Origin of the sequence: Arthrobacter sp. SRS-W-1-2016 (assembly GCF_002009585.1) — a bacterium.
Lineage (GTDB): Bacteria > Actinomycetota > Actinomycetes > Actinomycetales > Micrococcaceae > Arthrobacter > Arthrobacter bambusae_A.
In genome coordinates this window covers 59,921-79,129 of sequence record NZ_MTPV01000049.1, presented here as the reverse complement: position 1 = coordinate 79,129, position 19,209 = coordinate 59,921, and the positions used below count along the sequence as shown (strand labels likewise).

Sequence of the window (19,209 nt, the reverse complement as noted above, 5' to 3'; positions counted from 1 at the left end):
TACAAATCTTGTAATTTTGACTAGCCAAGACGGGGTGGGATCCCCCATGCTTGCTCCATGTACTCAGCGCCGAGCCCATACCGCATCATCACCGTTTGCACGGGAAACATCTGCCGCTCACCCATGGCGGAGCTCATGTTGACCGAAGCGTTCGACGCCGGAGGGCTGGGTGGAGCGGTTGTGGTGGACTCCGCGGGAACCACCTCATACGAGGCCGGACACCCTATCGATCCGCGTGCGGCCCGGGTCCTTTCAGCACACCGGATCCACTCCGAAGGTCACCTTGCCAGGAGCTGGCGCCAGGAGTGGTTCCGGGAGCGGGACTTGATTTTGGCGCTCGACGTGGATCACTACGGCTGGCTGCATGAGGCCGCCCCGGATTCGGAGACGCTCGCCAAGATCCGGATGCTGCGCAGCTTCGACCCATCCGTCGCTGGCCGGAGCACCCTGGACCTGGGCATCGAAGATCCCTGGTACGGGGGCCACCACGATTTCGACGTCACCTGGGACCTCATCCGGGCGGCCGTCCCCGGGATTGTCGCCTTCACGCGCGACGCCGTGGCCGCCGGGCAGCACGCACGGCACCACGACCCACAGCAGGTACGCTCTATTTCATGACCCCAGCACCCGTGATCATCGCCATCGATGGCCGGTCCGGCGCCGGAAAGACCACTCTCGCCGTCGAACTTGCCGCCCGCCTCCGCATGCATCACAAGGTGTCGCTGTTCCATCTCGAGGACATCTATCCGGGCTGGAACGGCCTCGCTGCAGGCATCGAGCGGTACGTCACCACGGTCCTGGCACCGCTGCGGCACGGCGACGCCGCCGAGTGGGTCAGTTGGGACTGGGAGAAGCACTACGACGGCCGCAACCACGTGACGCTGCCTGCCGAAATCGTCATCGTCGAGGGCGTCGGGGCCGCTGCGAATGCCGCCCGCCCGATGCTGGACGCCGTGGTTTGGGTGGACGCTCCCGACGACGACCGCAGGCACCGTGCGATGGCCCGGGACGGCAGCAGCTACGAACCGTTCTGGGACAGCTGGGCGGCCCAGGAGGACGAGTGGCTGGAGACCGACGACGTCCTCGACCACACTGACGTCAGGGTGCTGAACCGGGCTGACGGCAACGCCCCGGATGACTCGCTGCAGGCGCTGAACTACCTCCCGTCGCTCTCCCCCGTGCTGGCTCCCGAGCTCTCGGCACGCCGCGGTTTGCAGCTCAAGGCCGAACGGATAGATGCCACGCCGGACGCCGCGGCCCTGTTCCACACGCTCTACGCCCACTCCGCCAACGCCGTCTGGCTCGATTCCTCCAACACGTCCTCCAACACGTCCTCCAACAGGGACACAGTGGGCGACGCCGGATCCTCCAACGCCGCGGCCGAGCGCAGCCGCTTCAGTATCCTCGCGGACGACGGCGGCTCCTTCGGCCAAGCCGTAACGCACAGTTCCGGAACCACCCGGCTCAGTGCCGGTTGCGCCACCGTGGAGACCACCGGGCCCTTCTTCCGCTGGTTGGACACCGTGTGGGGCCGCAAGGCTTTGAAGGCGCCGGAAGGCTACGACTGCGAATTCACGCTCGGCTGGTTGGGCTACCTCGGCTATGAATTGAAGCGGGAGACCGGTGGCAGCGATGTCCAGGCCGGCACTCCGGATGCCGCGTTGCTCTTCGCCGGCAGGGCCGTGGTGATCGACCACCGTGAGGCTGCCGTGTGGCTGCTCGCCATCGATACCCCCGACGCCGGCGAATGGCTTGGGCTTGCGCGGGAGGCCGTGCTGTCCGCGGCGTCGGCACCCCAAGCGGCCAGCGCGCCGAGGCACTCGGCCGGGGATCCCGCCGTCGGGGGTCGCACACTGGCGCTTGAGTTCTCCAGCCGCGACACCGAGGACGAATACAAAAGCAAAATCAGCGACGCGCAGCACCAGATCGCCGAGGGCAACACCTACGAGGTCTGCCTGACCACCACCGTGACCGCCACGGATCCCGGGCTGGACCCGTGGGAAGGCTACCTCGCGCTGCGCAAGCGCAACCCGGCGCCGTTCGCGAGCTACTTGCGTTTCGGCGATCTGACGGTCGCGAGTACCTCGCCTGAGCGCTTCCTCCGGATAACCTCCGACGGCGGCATGCGGGCCGAGCCGATCAAGGGCACCAGGGGCCGGGCCAACGATCCTGTCATCGACGAGGCACTGCGGCGTGGCCTTGAGTCCTCCCTCAAGGACCGTGCGGAGAACATCATGATCGTGGATCTGCTTCGCAACGACCTCAGCCATTTCGCCGTGCCCGGATCGGTGACGGTCAGCCGGTTATGCGCGGTGGAAAGCTACGCCACCGTGCACCAGATGGTGAGCACGATCGACGCCCGGTTGCGACCCGGAGCGCCCCGGGCCGAAGCCGTCGCGGCAGCGTTCCCTGCCGGGTCAATGACGGGCGCTCCGAAGATCAGCACCATGGACATCCTTGACGGCTTGGAGTCCGGACCGCGCGGGGTCTACTCGGGCGCGATTGGGTACTTTTCGCTCAACGCGGCGACGGATCTCGCCGTCGTGATCCGGACCCTGGTGATGGGTCCCGACGGCGACGGCGGACGCACGCTCAGTCTCGGCGTCGGGGGCGCCATCACGGCGGACTCCACGCCCCAGGACGAATACGAGGAAATCCGGACCAAGGCGTTCGGCGTGCTCTCCGCCCTGGGCGCGGAGTTTCCCTCTACCTGAGAATCAGTCGTGTTCTTCCGTCCGGGCGCGGACCGTCCGCGGATCGTTCCGGGTGATCGTGTAGTAGATCAGGCTCGCCAGGATCGCCCCCACGAACCATGAATACGGACCCAGGCCCGAGCCTCCCGGCAGGAAGGTCTGCAGCGCCGGGACCAACGCCAGAACGCCTGCGACGACGGCGGCCGGGACCAACGCGGCGATGGCCTTGAGGTTCCAGCCCTTGGTGTAGAAGTAGAGGCCCTTCTCGTCCTCGTGGTACAGGTCCGAGACCTTGCACCGCTGGTGCCGGATGCGGAAGAAGTCCGTGAAGATGACCCCGAACAGCGGACCGAGCAGCGCGCCGAGGCCGCCCAGGAAGTACACGATCACCACGGGACTGCTGAAGAGGTTCCAGGGCAGGATCACGATGGCCAGCACCGCGCTGATGAGGCCGCCGCGGCGGAAGTCGATCCTGTGCGGGGCCACGTTGGCGAGGTCGTAGGAGGCGGAGACGAAGTTTGCCACCACATTGATGCCGATCGTGGCCACCACGAACGTGACGGCGGCGATGATGGTGATCCACGGATTCTTGATCGCCTGGACGATCGCCACCGGATCGGTGATGACCTTGAACATGTCCTGGCCGCGGTACTGGTCTGCGGTGAAGTATGATGCCGCGCCCGCTGTGACCACCACTGTGACCAGGGCGAACGCGATGAAGTTCACGGGCAGGCCCCAGAAATTGCCGCGCAGGATGGTCTTGCGGTCCGGTGCGAACCGCGAGAAATCGCAGAAGTTCAAGAGCAGCGCCGCAAAGTAGGTGACGGTCAGGGCAATTGCCGAGAAGAACTGGGTCACGGCTGCCGGTCCGTCCAGAGGGGCGACGCCGGGGATCGAGAGGCTGAACTTGTTGCCCGCTTGCGTCAGGATGTAGATCGCGAGCGCGAACATTGCCACCCAGATAGCGGGGCCGGCCCAGTCCTGGAATTTCCGCACGGTCTCCATGCCGCGCCGGATGACGAGCAGCTGGACCGCCCAGAGGACCAGGAACGCCGCCCAGCCGATCGGCGTCAAGCCAAGGATGCGTGGCACGTCCGGGCCATCGAGCGGGGTCAACTGGGGCCACACGGAAAACAGCAGCACCAACACGGCTTCGGAGGCGAGCCAGGTCTGGATGCCGTACCAGGCAATGGCGATGAGTGCCCGGATCAGTGCAGCCAGGTTGGCACCGAAGAGGCCGAAGGACATCCGCGCCAGGACCGGATACGGTACGCCGGTCTTCTGCCCCGCCGTCCCGGCAAAGTTCATCAGGAAGTAGACGAGGGTGATGCCGAGGACAAGGGCAAGGAAGACCTGCCAGCCCACGAGGCCGGTGATGAAGAGGCCGGCCGCGAAAGTGTATCCGGCGATGCTGTGGACGTCGCACATCCACAGGGCGAAGAGGCTGCGGACCCTCCAGTTGCGTTGCCGGGCCGGTGCGAGGTCTGCGTTCCACAGCCTGTCGCTGACCAATCTGCCCTCGGCCAGGATCCGGACTTTCTCAGGGTATTCGTCTCCAGGCTCTGGCGGTGCCTGCACAGCCGGGGACTCGTTTTTCCGCGCCATGACGCCTCCGAACAACGCTTCCAAACATGCTTGGACTTCCAGAATCGCCCCATTGCTCCAGGATGGAAAGACCCCCCGGGAGCGCTGGATCCTGGTCGCGTTAGCATTGGTCAAACCACGTCGTACCAGGAGGGTGCATGCCTTACACCGTTGACTTCGAGAATGTTTCTACTACCGGGCTGGAATCGTCTCCGGTTGCCGAGGCCTTGGCCGGGCTGCGCGCCAACGAAGGCCGCTACTACAGGAACAAGTACGGCCACGTCTTCACGGTGAGCCCTGCCGGCGAGGTTCCGGAGGTGGTGGAGCACGTGAGCCGCATCTTGAAGGAGGAGCGTGACATCGTCATCGGCTCCCGCCCGCTGGAAGCGACCGCCTTCGACGTCGACGGTTTGCGCATGGCCTACGTCTTCTACGAGTCGGGGTTGTCGATCAACGTCATGTACAGCATCGAGGCCGGCGGGAAGCGGGCAGTCGGATTCAAGCTCTCCGACGGCATGGAGATTCCAGAGGAACTGGAGTCACGCTTCAAGTTTGCCCGCCAGAAGTCGAAGCTTGCAGGCGTTATCCGCGGCTCGTTTTTCGTGATCAAGGGCGAGTACTGACCGTGCCGACGGCATCCAAGTAGACAACACTCTATTTAGGAAGCCTACTGATTATGTACCGTGGCAACCATCCTATTCATGACTGCTTGGGATCGGTGCGGGGAAAGACCGGCCCGGCGGTTGAGGCAAGGCTGTGCCGGTTACCCCCGGGAAGGCCATGCCGCCACGAAAATTGGGGTTTACACATGAAAAAAATGCTCGCACCACTCGGGATCGTCTTTGCTGCCGTCCTGGCGTTGACCGGCTGCGGAGGTCCCTCGAATCCGGGAACCGCGGCCGCTCCTTCCTCGACGCCGACGCCTACACCGACGCCCACTCCGAAGACGTATACGAATGAAGAACTCGCTTCCATCGTCGCGCAGTTGAAGGACGACCAGGGCAAGCCGTTGACCGTCATACCCGCTGCGCAGATCGACCAGGGCATCATCGCCGCGAAGCAGATGCTCAAGTCCGCCGTCATCACACCCCCGGCGTGCGCGGCCTTGGCGAACAACAACGCTCAGGTTCCGGAGGGGGCGACGTATGCGGCGGGGCAGAGCATCTCGGCGGCGGACAAGTCCGTCACCGTGATCACCGCCCTGGCGGTGAAGGATCCCACGGTATTGGGCGGCCAGACGAAGAAGTCCAGTGATGCGCTGGCCCAGTGCTCTACCTTCACGATCGAGGCGGGAGGACAGAAGGTCACTACCCAGACACAGCCGTTGCCGGAAAAGACCAGCGGGGACCAGTCGGTCGGGATGCTGATGACCCAGGTCCTGCCGTCGGGCCAGAAGGCGACCACACTGACCGTGACCGGAGTGAAAGGCAACCTCGGGGCCACAGCGATCAAGACAGGCGCCACCGTCACCCCTGACTCGGCGGCGGAACTGGTCAAACTCGTCGACGCGGTCCTCGGCCAGTAATCAGGCGGCGGAGGACTCATCCCTGCCCGCCAGGCGGGAGGCTCTGAATCTTCAGGGTCTCCCGCAGCCAGGCGACCTCGATTGAACTCGATCAAGCGCCGAGGTTCAACATTTCGACGTAGCGGTCGATCATCATGTGTTGGCCCTTGATCTCGGAGATCAGTTCCGGACTGGCGATCTCGCCGTCGGGCAGTTGTCCCGAGCCGCCGGACGGCCCCAGGGGAAGGATGATGACGGGCTTCGACGGCGTGTAGGCGGCCAGTTCCGCGGAGCCCTCGATCTGGGCCTGGACGTTCTTGGCAACCACCGCGGCTTCGCGTCCCGCGACTCCGGCTTTGTTCACGTCGATCGCCGAAATGTCACCCAAGGCGTAGACGTTATCGAAGCCTACGACGCGCAGCTCGGGGGTGACGTCCAGGTAGCCATCGGCGGTCCGGGCGGCCAGGAGGTCGCCTGCCACGTAGTCGGTCTGCGGGGCTATTCCGTAGCAACGGAACCAGATGTCCGCCTCGATGGCGGTACCGTCCACGGTGTTGACGGTGAACGTGGCGAATTCACCCGCAGGAACCGGCGGCAACTGCACCAGCGGACTTCCCAAAATTCGCCGTACGCCGAGTTCATCCAACTGCCGGTTGACCTCGATCCGCAGCCGTGGATCGTACGGGCCGGGAAGGATGTCCGGCGCAAGATCCACCATCACAATGTCCTTGTCCGGCCATGCCGCCGCGATTTCGCCCGCAAATTCAAGGCCCACCGCCCCGGCGCCGAGCAGCATCACCCTGCCGGCACGTTTGAGGTCGTCATGTGCGGCTTGGTAGCGGGCGATGGCGTCGCTCGTGACCATTCGATCGCTCTTGGCCGGGAAGGGGTAGCTGGAACCGCTTGCGAGGACGATGTAGTCCGGCGCCAGCCGGGCACCCGAAGCCAACTCGACAGTGTGCCCGTCTACCCGGACAGCGCGATCCCGGAGTACCTCACCGTGCCCCAGCAGGCGGTCATAAGGAAGGAACATCCGCGGCAGGAAATCGGGTTGGACCACGGATCGGAGGGCCGCAATGTTGTGCACGAAAGCGTCCTTGGGCTCCACCAAGGTAACGGTCGCGTATTCGTCCAGCGCCTTCGCTACGGAGATCCCGCCGTAACCTCCGCCGATGACTGCCACAGTGGGGTGCGGAGCCTCGTTGTTCATGGCAACTCCTTAGGTGGAAAGCTCACGCTGCTCGGCTCGTGCCGATCAGATCGTTTATGAAGGACAACGATTGCCCGTAGTCAATAATTTCCTCAGTGATAAGATTTTCCTGATGAGTTCTTCGGCAGCAGGAAAGCAACTGGGGTTTCTCCTGGCACGCCACGGGCGCATCATGAATACGCGCCTCCGCCAAGCCCTTGACTCCTCCGGGCTCAGCCCAAGGCATGCCGTGCTGCTGTGCCGGCTTGACGATTCCGGTCCGCTCAGTCAGCAGGACCTGATCGATATCCTCTCAATCGACGCGAGCGGACTGGTTGCGGTCCTGAACGACCTTGAGCGCGCGGGACTGGCGGAACGGCGCCGCGATCCCGCGGACCGCCGTCGCCATATCGTCGAAATCACCGCGGAAGGCAAGCGCGCGGTGGCGTCGATTGAAGTCGCGGTGGCCGACGTCGAGCAGGAGGCCTTTGCCGGGTTCTCCTCCGATGAGCTCGAGCAACTCCATGCGCTGTTGTCGAGGATCCACGGCGAACCCGCGGACGAGGCCTGCGAGGACTGAGTCCCTACTGCAGGGTGGCCGTCAGCCGCGCCACGTTGTCCACGTACTTGGCAAGCATCGGCCGGTGCAACCAGCCCTCCAGGGTCAGCTCGCGGCACATTTCCCGGTAGCTCGATTCCACGGCGCGCATGCTGTCCACGGCCTCGGCGCCCAGAATCATCACCGACACCTCCATGTTGAGCGAGAAGGAGCGCATGTCCATATTGCTGGAGCCGAGGACAGCCACTTCCTCGTCGATCGTGAAGTGCTTGGCGTGCAGGACGTAAGGGGCGCGGTACAAGTAGATCCGGACCCCGGCCTCCAGCAACGCCTCGTAATAGGAGCGCTGGGCATGGTGGACGAGGAACTGATCGCCCTTCTCGGAGACGAAAAGCTCCACGTCGACGCCGCGCTGGGCCGCCGTCGTAATGGCGTACAGCAGCGAATCGTCGGGCACGAAGTACGGGCTGCAAATCGAGATGCGGTGCTGGGCCGAGTAGATGAGCGTGTTGAACAGGCGCAGGTTGTTTTCGGTGACAAACCCGGGCCCGCTGGGAACCACCTGGGCCGTCATCCGGCCGGGCGTTGCCTGGACCGCAACCTGCAGCTGGTATTCGAGGGACTCGTCGGTTTCGCTGAGCCAGTCGGTAGCGAAGACGACGTTGAGGGTCGCAACAATCGGGCCCTCCATCCGCGCCATGAGTTCCACCCATTTGCGCCCGGCGCGTCGGTGCTTGGGGTTGTTGTAGGAGGGCTCGATCAGGTTCTGCGAGCCCGTGAAGGCGATTTCGCCGTCGATCACCAGGATTTTCCGGTGGTTCCGCAAGTCCGGCCGACGCCACTGGCCGTGGATGGGCAACAGCGGCAACATGCGGCGCCACTGGATCTGGCCGCGCTTGAGCCGGCGGACGAGCTTTCGGTAGCCGGGGATCCGCAGGGTGCCGATGTGGTCGAACAGAAGGCGGACGTTGACGCCGCGCGCTGCCGCGTTTTCCAACTCGGTGAGGAGCTCGTCAGTGACCGAGTCACTGCTCATGATGTAGAACTCCGCATTGACGAACTTCTTGGCCCCCCGGACTGCTTCCGCCATGGCCTTGATCGACTCCTCGTAGCCTGGGAAGAGCTCCACGGAGTTACCGTCCACCATCGGCAAGGAACCCAGGCGCCGGTTCAGTTCACCGGCCGAGGTCACCCATTCGGGTCCCGAGTACGTGCTTACGACGTCGGCGAGCGCCGACGTGCCTGCACGCACCCGATCATTGACTTGCTCCTGCTGCTCCCGACGACGGCGGGACAAGCGGAAATTGCCGAACAACAGAAACAGGACAAAACCGACGGATGGAACGAGGAAGACGGCGAGGAGCCACGCCATGGCCGTCGTGGGTCGGCGGTTTCCAGGAATGACGCCCAGCAGCACGATGCGCAAAATGATCTCAAAGATGGCCCACGCACCGAGGAGCCAGGTCCACTCTGGCCCGAACTGAAAAGGAAACAGCACCCACACCCCCACGATCGAATAGCCATTCAAAGAACCAACAGTCAGCCCAGCCTATCTGGCACACCGCATCCGACCGTCCGTCCCGCGGGCCAGCACTAAGCTGGAAACATGACTTTACCTGCCTCGACGGTCCTCGTATTCCTGGATCCAGCGTTCGAAAACGGCCGCGTCGCCGATTCCAGCCAGCCGCAGCTCATGGCCACAGACCTGGGCGCCACCCGGGGCGACGGGGTCTTCGAGTCGCTGCTCGCCGTCCAGGGCCGCGCGCGCAAGGTGCAGGCGCACCTCAACAGGCTTGAGAGCTCAGCCCGCGCGCTGGACCTCAACATTCCCGAGCAGGATGTCTGGCGCCGTGCCATCGACACCGCGATCACCGAATTCCGCGAAGCCTTCCCCGCGCCGAGCCCGGCCGAGGACGAGGTTGTCGTCAAGCTCTTGGTGACGCGCGGCGTGGAAGGCACCTCGACTCCTACGTGCTGGATCCAGGCTTCGCCGTCCCCCGCGGGCAGCCGCCGGCAGCGCGAGACGGGCATCGACGTCGTACTTCTTGACCGTGGCTTCGACACCGAAGCGGGCGACCGCGCCCCTTGGTTGCTGCTCGGCGCGAAGACGCTGTCCTATGCCGTGAACATGGCCGCGCTGCGCTACGCGCACAAGCAAGGCGCTGACGACGCGATCTTCACCTCAACGGACGGCCGGATTCTTGAGGGCCCGACGTCCACGGTGCTGCTGGCTCACGTGGAAACGGTCGACGACGGCGCCGGCTCGGTGCGCACGGTCAAGCGCCTCATCACTCCGCAACTGGACAGCGGCATCCTGCCGGGCACGTCCCAGGATGCGCTTTTCACCAAGGCAAAGGCAGCGGGCTGGGAGCTGGGCTACGGCCCGTTGGTCCCGGAAGACCTGTTCGACGCCGATGCGGTGTGGCTGATCTCGAGCATCCGGCTCATCGCTCCCGTGAACCACGTGGACGGCAGGGAGATCGGCACCCCGGCAATGCGCAAGCAGCTGACGGCCGAGCTCAACGAGCTGTTCGCGGGGATTGAGTAGGGGTTCCAACCCGACTGCCTCCGCCTGCCCAAGTGACTAGCAGTAAGTGTCGTTAAGAGCGCCCAAAACGACATCTGCTGCGAGCTACTTGGGTGCGGTGATCTGTTCGCGCAGGATGTCTGCGTGCCCGCAGTGTTGGGCTAGCTCCCGGAGCATGTGGAGGTAAACCCAACGCAGCGGGAGCGGACCGCGTCGGTTGCCGTTGAGCAGGTCGTCTAGCCCCAAGGACGACGTCGCCTGGCGCGAAGCTTCGCATGCCTCGCGGTGTGCTTGCTGGATCGTGGCGATAGTGTCGCCGTCGTCGAGGACAAAAGACTCGTCCGGCGTGGCCGGGATGCCGATCTCTGCGCGGGAACGGCACGTGACGGCTTCGTCGAACCAGACCTTTTCCACGAAGGTCACGTGTTTCACGAGGCCCAGCAGCGTGGTCCGGGACGGGACCAATGACCGCCGGGCCTGTTCCTCCGTCAAACCGTCCAAGCAGTCGTTGAGCGCGCGCCGGTGCTCGTCGATGAATGCTTCGAATTGGATCCGAATTGGCTGGTTGAGGTTGTCCTCGGCAAGCGTCACGGTTGCACCTATGTTTTCCGTCAAGCAGGGATTCAGTCAGTATCGACGTGATCCGAGCTTAGCGGCTGTCCTGAATTCCGCCGTCGATTGACGTCGGGGGCGCAGTCCTTGGTCTGAGGATCGCTTGCCGGGCAATAGACTCCGTTCATGCGTTTGGCGATCATTGGAGCGGTTCTCCTTGGCTTAGGGGCCGTGGCGATCGCCACGGGTGCCCTGCCTTTCACGGACCTCATGGCACTCGTGGATCGGGTGGCTCCGATTCTGCTGTTCGTCGTGGCGATGACGGTTGTGACTGAGCTGTGCAGTGAGGCCGGAGTCTTCCTTTGGACAGCCCGACGGCTCCGTTATTGGGGCCGCGGATACAGCATTCTCTTGTGGCTGTTCCTGGCAGTCTTCGCGACGCTGAGCACCGTCTTCCTGTCTTTGGATACAACAGCAGTGCTCCTGACACCCGTGGTGGTCAGTGTGACGCGGCAAGCCGGGCTGCCGGCCCTGCCTTTCGCCCTGACCACGGTGTGGCTGGCCAACACGGCAAGCCTGCTGCTGCCCATTTCCAACCTGACCAACCTTCTCGCCCAGCACAGCCTTGGCGGCATTACTCCGGGCGGCTTCGCCGGCCTCATGTGGGCACCCGCCCTTGCCGCCGTCGTCGTGCCGTTGCTCTTCATCGGTATCGTCTTCCGGCGGGATCTGCGCAACCGCTATTCACGGATCCCGGTGGTGCGGATCAGGCCGGATCAGCCGGCCGGGGCTGAAACCAGGCCTGCCGCGGACCGGGTACTGCTCGGGTTCAGCGCCTTGGTGCTGGCGTTGCTTCTGCCTGCGTTGGTGTCCGGGGTCCCGGTATGGATCCCGGCCCTGGCCGGGGCTGTTGTACTGGGGGTGGTGTTCGCGCTCCGGAGTCCGCGGGCCCTTAAGGTGACGCTGATTCCATGGTCCTTGCTGCTGTTCGCTTCCGGACTTTTCCTGGTGATGGAAGCCGCCAGGCATCTGGGGGCTCCCGTGTTGCTGAGCCAGTTGGCCGGACAAGGCCAAGGCTTCATGGACCTGGTTCGGCTTGCCGTGACGGGCGCCGCCGGTTCCAATGTCCTCAACAATTTGCCTGCCTACCTGCTGGCAGAACCGCTGGCGGGGACGCCTGCGCGGATGGCGGCCTTGCTGATCGGAGTCAATGCCGGACCGATCATCACCCCTTGGGCCTCCCTGGCCACATTGCTCTGGCACGACCGGCTCGTCCGCATGAATGTCCTGATCACGTGGAAGGGCTATGCGCTCTTCGGACTGATTGTCGCGCCCCTGACGGTGCTCGCGGCAGTGGCGGTCCTGGCAGCCACCGGCCAGTGAGCGTCTTCGGCAGTAGCCGTGTCGCCCGGCGTGAAGAATCAAGACAGAATGTAGAACAGCCCGGTCCGTATAGTCGGGGCCAAATACACGAAGGATCCGCCGCATGCTCAGTCTGCAGGACATCGACAACATCGTCCTCAACGGAGGGATTGTGGTGGACTCCGCCGGGGAGAAAATCGGCTCAGTTGAGCAGGTCTTCACCAGTGGCGATTCCGGGGATCCCGTTTTTGTCACCGTGCGGACCGGTTTGTTCGGCATGGCCGAATCTTTCGCCCCGCTCTCCGGAGCCAGCCTGGATGGTTCGGTGATCAAGGTGGCTTTCGCCAAGGACAAAGTGAAGAACGGCCCGCGCATCGAGAGTGAACGCGGCGTGATCACGGAGACGCAGGAACAGGAACTTTACAGCTATTACGGGCTCGTGGCCGAGGAATCCAATGATGCCGCCGCGGCAAACGATACCGAGGATACCGGGCTCGCGCCTGTGGAGACCGTCTCCGGCGAGAACGCACCGGACCAGCCTCTCCCGATGGCGCATGGGGGGCCAAATCCGCCGCACGGCGGCCCGCCACCCCCGCAGGGCGGGCCACATCCCCCGCATCCGCCACATTTGCACAAACATGTGCCCCGGCCCCCGCATCCCGGCCCGCCACCGCCGCATCGGCCGCCCGGGCCCCCGCCGGAACCGGGAGACCGTCAATAGCCGCGGCGTGCTCGCCGCGGCTATCTCAGCCGTCGGCTGTGACTCTCAAGGCGGCGGCGCGGGCGTCGGGAGCGACTGCGCCGTCCACGGGCCGGAAAATTTAGCGTGGCGAACTCTATTGTGCCGCCATGGCGGCAGTAGTTAACTAGTCCCGTGAACTCAGCTGGGGAAGGGTGATCTGGCTCTCGGCCCGGCGGGCACCTGGTTTCACGGTGCCGTGGAATCAGCACTGTTGATGGAGGGCATCATGATGAGTGCAGTTTCTTCGTCCTGGAATTTCAATCACGGTTTTCCCACGCCCGGACCCCAGGATCCCGACAAGACCATCGGCCTCCCGGCCTGCTTCTCACTGAAGGATCCGGTCACGTGACTGCCGCCGCGGAAGACTGGATCAAACGGCTGGACATGTCCCCCGCTCTCGTGGGCGGCTGGTTCGCGCCGGCGCTCGTGAGCAACGAGGACATCGCGGGATCGGCGCTGCCTCCGCGCTTCGGCGTCGATCATCCGCTCTACAGTTCCAACTGGTACTTGCTGCAATCAGGAGAAGTCCTCCAGTTGCACGCCCTGAAGCAGGACGAATTGTGGTTCTTCCATGTGGGGACGCCCATCAGGCTGCACGTCTTCTCCCGGGAGCTTGGACACCAGGACTTTGGCTATACCGAGACCGTGTTAGGGCCGGATCCGGAGGCAGGCGAGACGCTGCAAGGAGTTGCCCCGGGCTCCACCTGGTTCGGTGCCGAGTTGGCCGGTCCAGGGTTCGCCTTGGTCAGCTGCAGCCTCTCACCCGGATACGAGAGGTCTGACTCCGCGAAACCAACGGCACGGGACATCGAGTCGCTCGTCATGAGGTTCCCCGGGCATGCTGAGCTGATCCTGCGACTGGCGGCGGAATAGCCCGGGCCGGCGGGCTGGCAGTCTGGCCGGGAAAAACGTCTGGTGCGCCGGTTCTGGGGCCGGCGCACCAGGCTTCTCCCTCCCCAACTGACTCGCAGTTGTTGTCGTTTAGAGCGCCCTAAACGACAACAAATGCGAGTCAGTTGGGCTTCTCAGGATCCGACCGGAGAAAGCGCGCGCACCAAGCCGAAGAGGTCCTTGGGGTCGTCGGGGTTCGCGACGAGGTCGATCTCCTCGAAGAATTCCGAACCCTCGACGGCGTCGCGGAGATACCGCAAGGCGGAAAAGTCCTCGATCGCGAAGCCCACGGAATCGAATACCGTGATCTGGTGCCTGGAGGTCCGGCCCGGCGCATGACCGCCAAGGACTTGCCAGAACTCGGTGACGGGAAAATCGGCGGACATTTGCTGGATCTCGCCTTCAATCCGCGTCTGGGGATCGTATTCCACAAAGACGTCGCCGAGGTCCAGGATGGCAGCGTCGAGTTCGGTCTTTCCTGGGCAATCGCCGCCGATCGCGTTGATGTGAACGCCCGGAGAAACCTGGTCTGCAGTCAGGATGGTGGCGTTGGCCTTGTCCGCGGTGCACGTGGTGATGACGTCGGCGTCTTCCACTGCGTGGGCCGCCGAGCCCGCGATGGTGATGTCGAAGCCGAGGGGAGCCATGTTCCTGGCGAACTTCTCCATCGCAGCCGGATCAGTGTCCCAGATCCTGACAGTGTTGATGCCCAAGGCTGCCCGGAAGGCCAGCGCTTGGAACTCCGACTGGGTTCCGGTTCCGATCATCGCCATGACCCGTGCATCGGGGCGCGCAAGTTTCTTAGCGACCATGCCGGACGTGGCCGCCGTCCGCAGCGCTGTCAGCACTGTCATCTCCGCGAGGAACGTCGGGTAGCCGTTATGGACATCGGACAGGACACCGAAGGCTGTCACAGTCTGGAAGCCGCGCGCTGGATTCGAGGGGTGTCCATTGACGTACTTGAAGCCGTATGTTTCCTGGTCACTGGTGGGCATCAGCTCGATGACGCCAAACGGGGTGTGACTCGCCACCCGCGGGGTCTTGTCAAAAGATTCCCATCGCCGGAAGTCGTCTTCCAAGTACTGAATCATCTCCGAAATGATGGTTTCCGGGCCTCGCCCGGCCGTCCAGCGGACCATATTGCGGACATCGACAAAGCGCGTCATGTGCGCTCCTTTCCCTCATAAGCATTGTTGCTACGAGGCTACGGAGCGGCGATATGCATCCGCAATTGCCAAAGTATGTACTTTTCATTGAAAACATGCACAAAATGACGAGTCGTTTCGAACATAATGCTCATGAGGTTTGTCGCCGCCAAGCAAGCGGCTACCGCAGGACCGAGCTGAGCAGCAGGCTTGTCTCGCTATTGACGATCCCCTCGATCCCGCGGATCCTGCCCAGCACTTGGTCAAAGTCGCTGAGGCTCTCCGTGCGCAGCTCAGCCACGAGGTCCCAGCCGCCATTCGTGGTGTGCAGTGCCCAAATCTCGGGGAGCCCCCTCAGCTGGCGAATGACCCTGTCGGCCGACCTTCCTTCCACGGCAATGAGCGCAATAGCCCGGATCGCAAGTGGATCGACTTCGTCACGCACCCTCGCGGTGAAACCAACGATGGTTCCGGAGGAAACCAGGCGCTCGAGCCGGCTGTTCACAGTGGCCCTGGCGACGCCCAGTTGGCGCGCGAGGCTCGCGACAGATGCCCTGCCGTCCTCCCTGAGGGCGGAGAGGAGCTGGCGGTCAAGGTCGGTGAGTGCTGCCATAAAGACAAACGTATCGCCCATTCCCCAAGTGGGCCTGAGTCCGTAGGGTATCGACATGAGCATCTACATCAGCCCCGACTCTGCTGCATGGTCGCTGACGGCCATGGCAACCGGTGCGTCAGCGGGATCAATCGATGATGCGAACGGCATGTCCAACTTGATAAAGGAAATCTACGAGACAGAAGGTTTCGAAGCGCTGTCTGGCGTGGTTTTTGCCCTGGCTCATCACAACAGCCTCTCGCTGCACGCACTCGCCACGGCCACCGGGATATCCGTGCACGAGTTGCTGGAAATCCGGAAGCATCAAGGTTCCACGTTTCATCACTCCCCCACAGGAGTAGCATCGCGCTTTGATGCCGTTTCACCCCGGGTCCAGGCAAGCCTGGAACCGTTACCGAATGAAACCGAGGCCTAGGGTCCGCACCAGCGTGGCCCCACCCACCGGCTCCCCACCGGCCGCCTCCCGGTTACGGAACATGACGACGGCCGGTGATGCGGGCCGCCGTCGTGGGTGTTATTTTCTTCTTGAGTAATGAGCACCAGCGCGAAGCCCTGACTTGCTGGTCGGCAACCCTCTCTCCGGCGGGGTGCCTCAGGTGACTACTCGGCGTATCGACACTTTCGAACTGCAAGCGTGACTGAGGAGCACCAATGCCTGAACCAACCGAGGAAAAACTCTCCTACCGTCTCATCACGGGCCCTGACACCAAGGAATTCTGCGAGCGGATCTCCACCGCCCTTGCGGAGGGATACGTGTTGCACGGCAGCCCGGCCGCGACTTTCAACGGCAAGGACGTGATTGTGGCACAAGCCATCGTCCTGCCCGCGGCGATCGCGAGCGCGGATGCCGCCGTCGCCAATGCGGTGGATCAGCTTGATGAAGAGTTCGACGGCGAGGGCCACGCATGAGCTACGCAGGCGACCTCAGCCCGCACGACGCCTGGGCCAAGCTCGAGCAGGGCGCCATCTTGGTGGACGTCCGCACCGAAGGCGAGTGGGCACACATCGGGATCCCGGACACCAAAGCCACCGAAAACGATCCCTTGTTCATCCAGTGGAACCTCGCCGGCGGCATCCCCAACACCCGTTTCATCGAACAGCTGACGCAACAGGCTCCCGAGGCGGACGGTACGGAACTGGTCTTCCTCTGCCGCTCCGGCCAGCGCTCCATCGCGGCCGCGATCGCCGCAACCCAGGCCGGATACACCGCCTACAACGTCCTCGAGGGCTTTGAGGGCGAACCTGACCGCTACGGCGAGCGAACCGTGAATGGCTGGAAAAACCGTGGACTTCCGACGAACCTGGGGAATATCTAAGTGACTTTCAATCCTGACGCCGCCAGCTGGAGCCCTGATACCCAGGCAGTCCGCGGCGGTCTTGACCGTACCAACTTCCAGGAAACGTCCGAAGCCGTCTTCCTGAACTCCGGTTTCGTCTACGAGTCCGCCGCGGCTGCCGAGCGCGCCTTCACGGGCGAGGACGAACGCTTCGTCTACTCCCGTTACGGCAACCCTTCGGTCGCCACCTTCCAGGAGCGACTCCGCCTGCTTGAGGGCACCGAAGCGTGCTTCGCGACGGCGTCGGGCATGTCCGCTGTCTTCACCGCCCTCGGTGCGTTGCTGGCGGCCGGTGACCGCGTGGTTGCCGCCCGCTCGCTCTTCGGTTCCTGCTTCGTGATCCTCAACGAGATCCTGCCGCGCTGGGGGGTCGAGACCGTCTTCGTCGACGGGCCTGACCTCGACCAATGGCGTGCTGCGTTGTCCGAGCCGACAACGGCGGTGTTCTTCGAGTCGCCGTCGAACCCCATGCAGGAAATCGTGGACATTGCCGCGGTGAGCGAGCTTGCCCATGCGGCGGGCGCCACGGTCGTCGTCGACAACGTCTTCGCCACCCCTTTGCTGCAGCGCTGCGGCGATCTCGGCGCAGACGTGATTGTCTATTCCGGCACCAAGCACATCGACGGCCAAGGACGGGTCCTGGGCGGCGCGATCCTGGGCACCAAGGAGTTCATCGACGGGCCGGTCAAGCAACTCATGCGGCACACCGGGCCGTCCCTTTCCGCGTTCAACGCCTGGGTCCTGACCAAAGGCCTGGAGACGATGGCCCTGCGCGTCAACCACTCCTCGGCATCTGCGTTGCGGATCGCCGAATGGCTTGAGGCACAACCGGCCATCAGCTGGGTCAAGTACCCGCTTCTGAAGTCCCACCCGCAGCACGAGCTCGCCGCGAAGCAAATGAAGGCCGGCGGAACCGTGCTCACTTTCGAGCTGCTCCCCTCCGCGGGGCGATCAGCGAAGGAGGCCGCCTTCGCGCTGCTGGACGGGCTCGCCGTCATCGACATCTCGAACAACCTGGGCGACTCCAAGTCCCTCATCACGCACCCCGCCACCACCACGCATCGCGCCATGGGTCCGGAAGGCCGCGCAGCCATTGGCCTGAGCGACGGCGTCGTGCGGCTTTCGGTGGGGTTGGAGGATGTGGACGACCTCATCGGGGACCTCGAGCGGGCCCTCAAGCAGGTCTAGCCTGGCAGCGGGTTAGCCCGGCGCTTCGCGCCAGTCTTGGCGCACCCAGGTGAGGACGGGTTGCGGCTTGGTGTCGCTCTCGTCCCGCTCTGAGCGCATCGTGATCTGAACAGCGTGCTCGACGACGGCGGCCAGCCCGGCGGCGTCGGGCGCGCCCCCGTTGATGCCGCTCCAGCGCTCGGCAACACCACGCTGTTCGATAGCGCCATTGCCACGGCCCAGGATGGCTGCCACGCCGGTCTGGACCAAGTCGAATTCGCCCTGTTCGGCGAGCACAGGTTCCAGATACTCCACCAAGGACCAGACAACGTCCGCGGCGGGCTCCGGGCGGAAGGTCCCGAAGTCCAGCAGCTCGGTGCGCAGGCCGAAGTTGCTTGCCTGCCAGGACGCCATCCGCAGAAGCGCCGTGGGCACGGCCGCGGGCTCTATTCCGGCATGGTATTCACGAACAGACGTCTCAACCAGGGCCCTGACAAGGACGGCGATGAGCGCCGCATCCTCGGCCCGGAGGCAGACATCGGCCACCCGGACCTCCACCGTGGGAACGTGCCGGGAGAGCCTGGCGTCGAAGTAAACCATCCCCTCGTCCAGCAACACTCCCGTTTCGATGAGCCTCCGGACAACCCGCCGGTAGGAGGCGAGGGATCCGAAGATGGCCGACGGCCCCGACGAAGGCCAGCGGTTCCATGCTTGCGTCCGATAGCTTTCAAAGCCCGTGGCCAGCCCCCGCCAGTAGGGAGAGTTGGCGCTCATCGCGGTGAAGACGGCGAGCTTGTCCCGGATGCGGTCCAGGACCATCACGCCTTCCTCGGGGGACTCGATCGAGGTGTGGACGTGGAATCCGCACGTGAGCTGTTCGTGTGCGGTGATGCCGAAGCGTTCGAGCATGATGGCATACCGGGGATCCGGAGTGGTGTGCAACGCGGCGTCCACGGGCGACGTGGCCAACGCGGCGATCCGCGCGCCGTGGCGCCGTGCGGCGTGACTCGCGAGGCCCCTGCCCCTGCGGATCTGGTGTAAGAGCTCGGCATAGCTACGGCATGGCCGGGTCTGGGTTTCGATCTGCTCAAGCTTGAGTTCGTGGCTTAGGCCGGTATCGGGGCCGTCGACCTCGTCAAGGGTGGGTCCGGGTTCGGGGCCGTCATGGGCGGGGCCGTCCTGGGCAGCGCCAGCGAGGAGCGCGTCGGCAAGCGCGAGCGGCTCGCCGGTCACGGGATCGACGATCAGCAATTCCTCTTCCACACCAAAAGTGCGCACGGAACAATTGTGCGCCATGGCAGCCTTGCGGAGACAGATCGAGATTTTGGGGGCGCCGCTGAAGGA

Annotated in this window: 20 protein-coding genes and 1 riboswitch; of the genes, 13 read left to right on the top strand and 7 right to left on the bottom strand. The window is 64.1% G+C overall.

Going from position 1 to position 19,209, the window contains the following annotated elements; genetic code table 11:
- Positions 1-57 precede the first annotated feature (57 nt).
- Together BMF89_RS12330 and pabB are read left to right on the top strand one after the other, a co-directional pair.
- Positions 58-618 (top strand): low molecular weight protein-tyrosine-phosphatase, encoded by a 561-nt coding sequence (locus BMF89_RS12330; RefSeq protein ID WP_078107392.1) that lies wholly within the window; start codon positions 58-60, stop codon positions 616-618.
- Positions 615-2,714 carry an aminodeoxychorismate synthase component I gene (gene pabB, locus BMF89_RS12325; protein ID WP_078107391.1) on the top strand — a complete coding sequence of 700 codons (2,100 nt, stop codon included), beginning with the start codon at positions 615-617 and terminating at the stop codon, positions 2,712-2,714. Before BMF89_RS12330 ends, pabB begins: the two co-directional genes overlap by 4 nt.
- 3 nt (positions 2,715-2,717) lie before the next feature.
- Here pabB and BMF89_RS12320 read toward each other — a convergent pair whose 3' ends face one another.
- Positions 2,718-4,298: an NCS1 family nucleobase:cation symporter-1 gene (locus tag BMF89_RS12320; protein ID WP_078107424.1), complete on the bottom strand. Its 1,581-nt coding sequence runs from the start codon at positions 4,296-4,298 to the stop codon at positions 2,718-2,720.
- 137 nt (positions 4,299-4,435) lie between these two features.
- Between BMF89_RS12320 and BMF89_RS12315 the strand changes: the two genes are divergently transcribed.
- Positions 4,436-4,900 (top strand): phage tail protein, encoded by a 465-nt coding sequence (locus BMF89_RS12315; RefSeq protein WP_078107390.1) that lies wholly within the window; start codon positions 4,436-4,438, stop codon positions 4,898-4,900.
- Between the two features lie 194 nt (positions 4,901-5,094).
- On the top strand, positions 5,095-5,802 hold the full coding sequence (locus BMF89_RS12310) for a hypothetical protein (protein ID WP_078107389.1): 708 nt from the start codon (positions 5,095-5,097) through the stop codon (positions 5,800-5,802).
- Between the two features lie 91 nt (positions 5,803-5,893).
- Here BMF89_RS12310 and BMF89_RS12305 read toward each other — a convergent pair whose 3' ends face one another.
- On the bottom strand, positions 5,894-6,991 hold the full coding sequence (locus tag BMF89_RS12305; protein WP_078107388.1) for an FAD-dependent oxidoreductase: 1,098 nt from the start codon (positions 6,989-6,991) through the stop codon (positions 5,894-5,896).
- Positions 6,992-7,103: 112 nt separating this feature from the next.
- Between BMF89_RS12305 and BMF89_RS12300 the strand changes: the two genes are divergently transcribed.
- Complete coding sequence (locus tag BMF89_RS12300) at positions 7,104-7,550, top strand: MarR family winged helix-turn-helix transcriptional regulator (RefSeq protein ID WP_078107387.1); 447 nt, start codon at positions 7,104-7,106, stop codon at positions 7,548-7,550.
- A gap of 4 nt (positions 7,551-7,554) precedes the next feature.
- Here the strand turns inward: BMF89_RS12300 and cls are convergent, their stop codons facing one another.
- Positions 7,555-9,024 carry a cardiolipin synthase gene (cls, locus tag BMF89_RS12295; protein ID WP_078107423.1) on the bottom strand — a complete coding sequence of 490 codons (1,470 nt, stop codon included), beginning with the start codon at positions 9,022-9,024 and terminating at the stop codon, positions 7,555-7,557.
- Positions 9,025-9,135: 111 nt separating this feature from the next.
- On the opposite strand from cls, the gene BMF89_RS12290 reads away from it, so the two are divergent.
- A complete protein-coding gene (locus BMF89_RS12290; protein WP_078107386.1) occupies positions 9,136-10,077 on the top strand; it encodes an aminodeoxychorismate lyase in 942 nt (313 codons plus the stop codon).
- A gap of 84 nt (positions 10,078-10,161) precedes the next feature.
- Here the strand turns inward: BMF89_RS12290 and BMF89_RS12285 are convergent, their stop codons facing one another.
- Positions 10,162-10,671, bottom strand: a complete 510-nt coding sequence (locus BMF89_RS12285; RefSeq protein WP_253190803.1) for a DinB family protein — start codon at positions 10,669-10,671, stop codon at positions 10,162-10,164.
- Between the two features lie 123 nt (positions 10,672-10,794).
- On the opposite strand from BMF89_RS12285, the gene BMF89_RS12280 reads away from it, so the two are divergent.
- From BMF89_RS12280 to BMF89_RS12270, 3 genes are all read left to right on the top strand, one after another.
- The gene (locus BMF89_RS12280) at positions 10,795-11,991 is read left to right on the top strand and encodes an SLC13 family permease (protein ID WP_078107385.1); all 1,197 of its coding nucleotides are present in this window, start codon (positions 10,795-10,797) and stop codon (positions 11,989-11,991) included.
- A gap of 103 nt (positions 11,992-12,094) precedes the next feature.
- Complete coding sequence (locus BMF89_RS21950) at positions 12,095-12,691, top strand: hypothetical protein (RefSeq protein ID WP_171983470.1); 597 nt, start codon at positions 12,095-12,097, stop codon at positions 12,689-12,691.
- A gap of 366 nt (positions 12,692-13,057) precedes the next feature.
- A complete protein-coding gene (locus tag BMF89_RS12270) occupies positions 13,058-13,585 on the top strand; it encodes a cupin domain-containing protein (protein ID WP_078107383.1) in 528 nt (175 codons plus the stop codon).
- Positions 13,586-13,737: 152 nt separating this feature from the next.
- On the opposite strand, the gene BMF89_RS12265 is transcribed toward BMF89_RS12270, so the two are convergent.
- Both BMF89_RS12265 and BMF89_RS12260 read right to left on the bottom strand, forming a co-directional pair.
- The gene (locus tag BMF89_RS12265; RefSeq protein WP_078107382.1) at positions 13,738-14,769 is read right to left on the bottom strand and encodes an ornithine cyclodeaminase; all 1,032 of its coding nucleotides are present in this window, start codon (positions 14,767-14,769) and stop codon (positions 13,738-13,740) included.
- Positions 14,770-14,929: 160 nt separating this feature from the next.
- Positions 14,930-15,361 (bottom strand): Lrp/AsnC family transcriptional regulator, encoded by a 432-nt coding sequence (locus BMF89_RS12260; protein ID WP_078107421.1) that lies wholly within the window; start codon positions 15,359-15,361, stop codon positions 14,930-14,932.
- Between the two features lie 55 nt (positions 15,362-15,416).
- Between BMF89_RS12260 and BMF89_RS12255 the strand changes: the two genes are divergently transcribed.
- From BMF89_RS12255 to BMF89_RS12240, 4 genes are all read left to right on the top strand, one after another.
- The gene (locus BMF89_RS12255; RefSeq protein ID WP_078107381.1) at positions 15,417-15,776 is read left to right on the top strand and encodes a hypothetical protein; all 360 of its coding nucleotides are present in this window, start codon (positions 15,417-15,419) and stop codon (positions 15,774-15,776) included.
- 113 nt (positions 15,777-15,889) lie between these two features.
- Positions 15,890-16,002: riboswitch (SAM riboswitch) on the top strand.
- A gap of 10 nt (positions 16,003-16,012) precedes the next feature.
- On the top strand, positions 16,013-16,270 hold the full coding sequence (locus BMF89_RS12250) for a DUF1737 domain-containing protein (protein ID WP_078107380.1): 258 nt from the start codon (positions 16,013-16,015) through the stop codon (positions 16,268-16,270).
- On the top strand, positions 16,267-16,677 hold the full coding sequence (locus BMF89_RS12245; protein WP_078107379.1) for a rhodanese-like domain-containing protein: 411 nt from the start codon (positions 16,267-16,269) through the stop codon (positions 16,675-16,677). Before BMF89_RS12250 ends, BMF89_RS12245 begins: the two co-directional genes overlap by 4 nt.
- Positions 16,678-17,886, top strand: coding sequence for an O-succinylhomoserine sulfhydrylase (locus BMF89_RS12240; RefSeq protein ID WP_078107378.1), 1,209 nt, complete (start codon positions 16,678-16,680; stop codon positions 17,884-17,886). It abuts the gene before it with no gap.
- Positions 17,887-17,898: 12 nt separating this feature from the next.
- On the opposite strand, the gene BMF89_RS12235 is transcribed toward BMF89_RS12240, so the two are convergent.
- Entirely contained in the window at positions 17,899-19,143 is a 1,245-nt protein-coding gene (locus tag BMF89_RS12235) for a glutamate--cysteine ligase (protein WP_078107420.1), read from the bottom strand.
- Positions 19,144-19,209 lie beyond the last annotated feature (66 nt).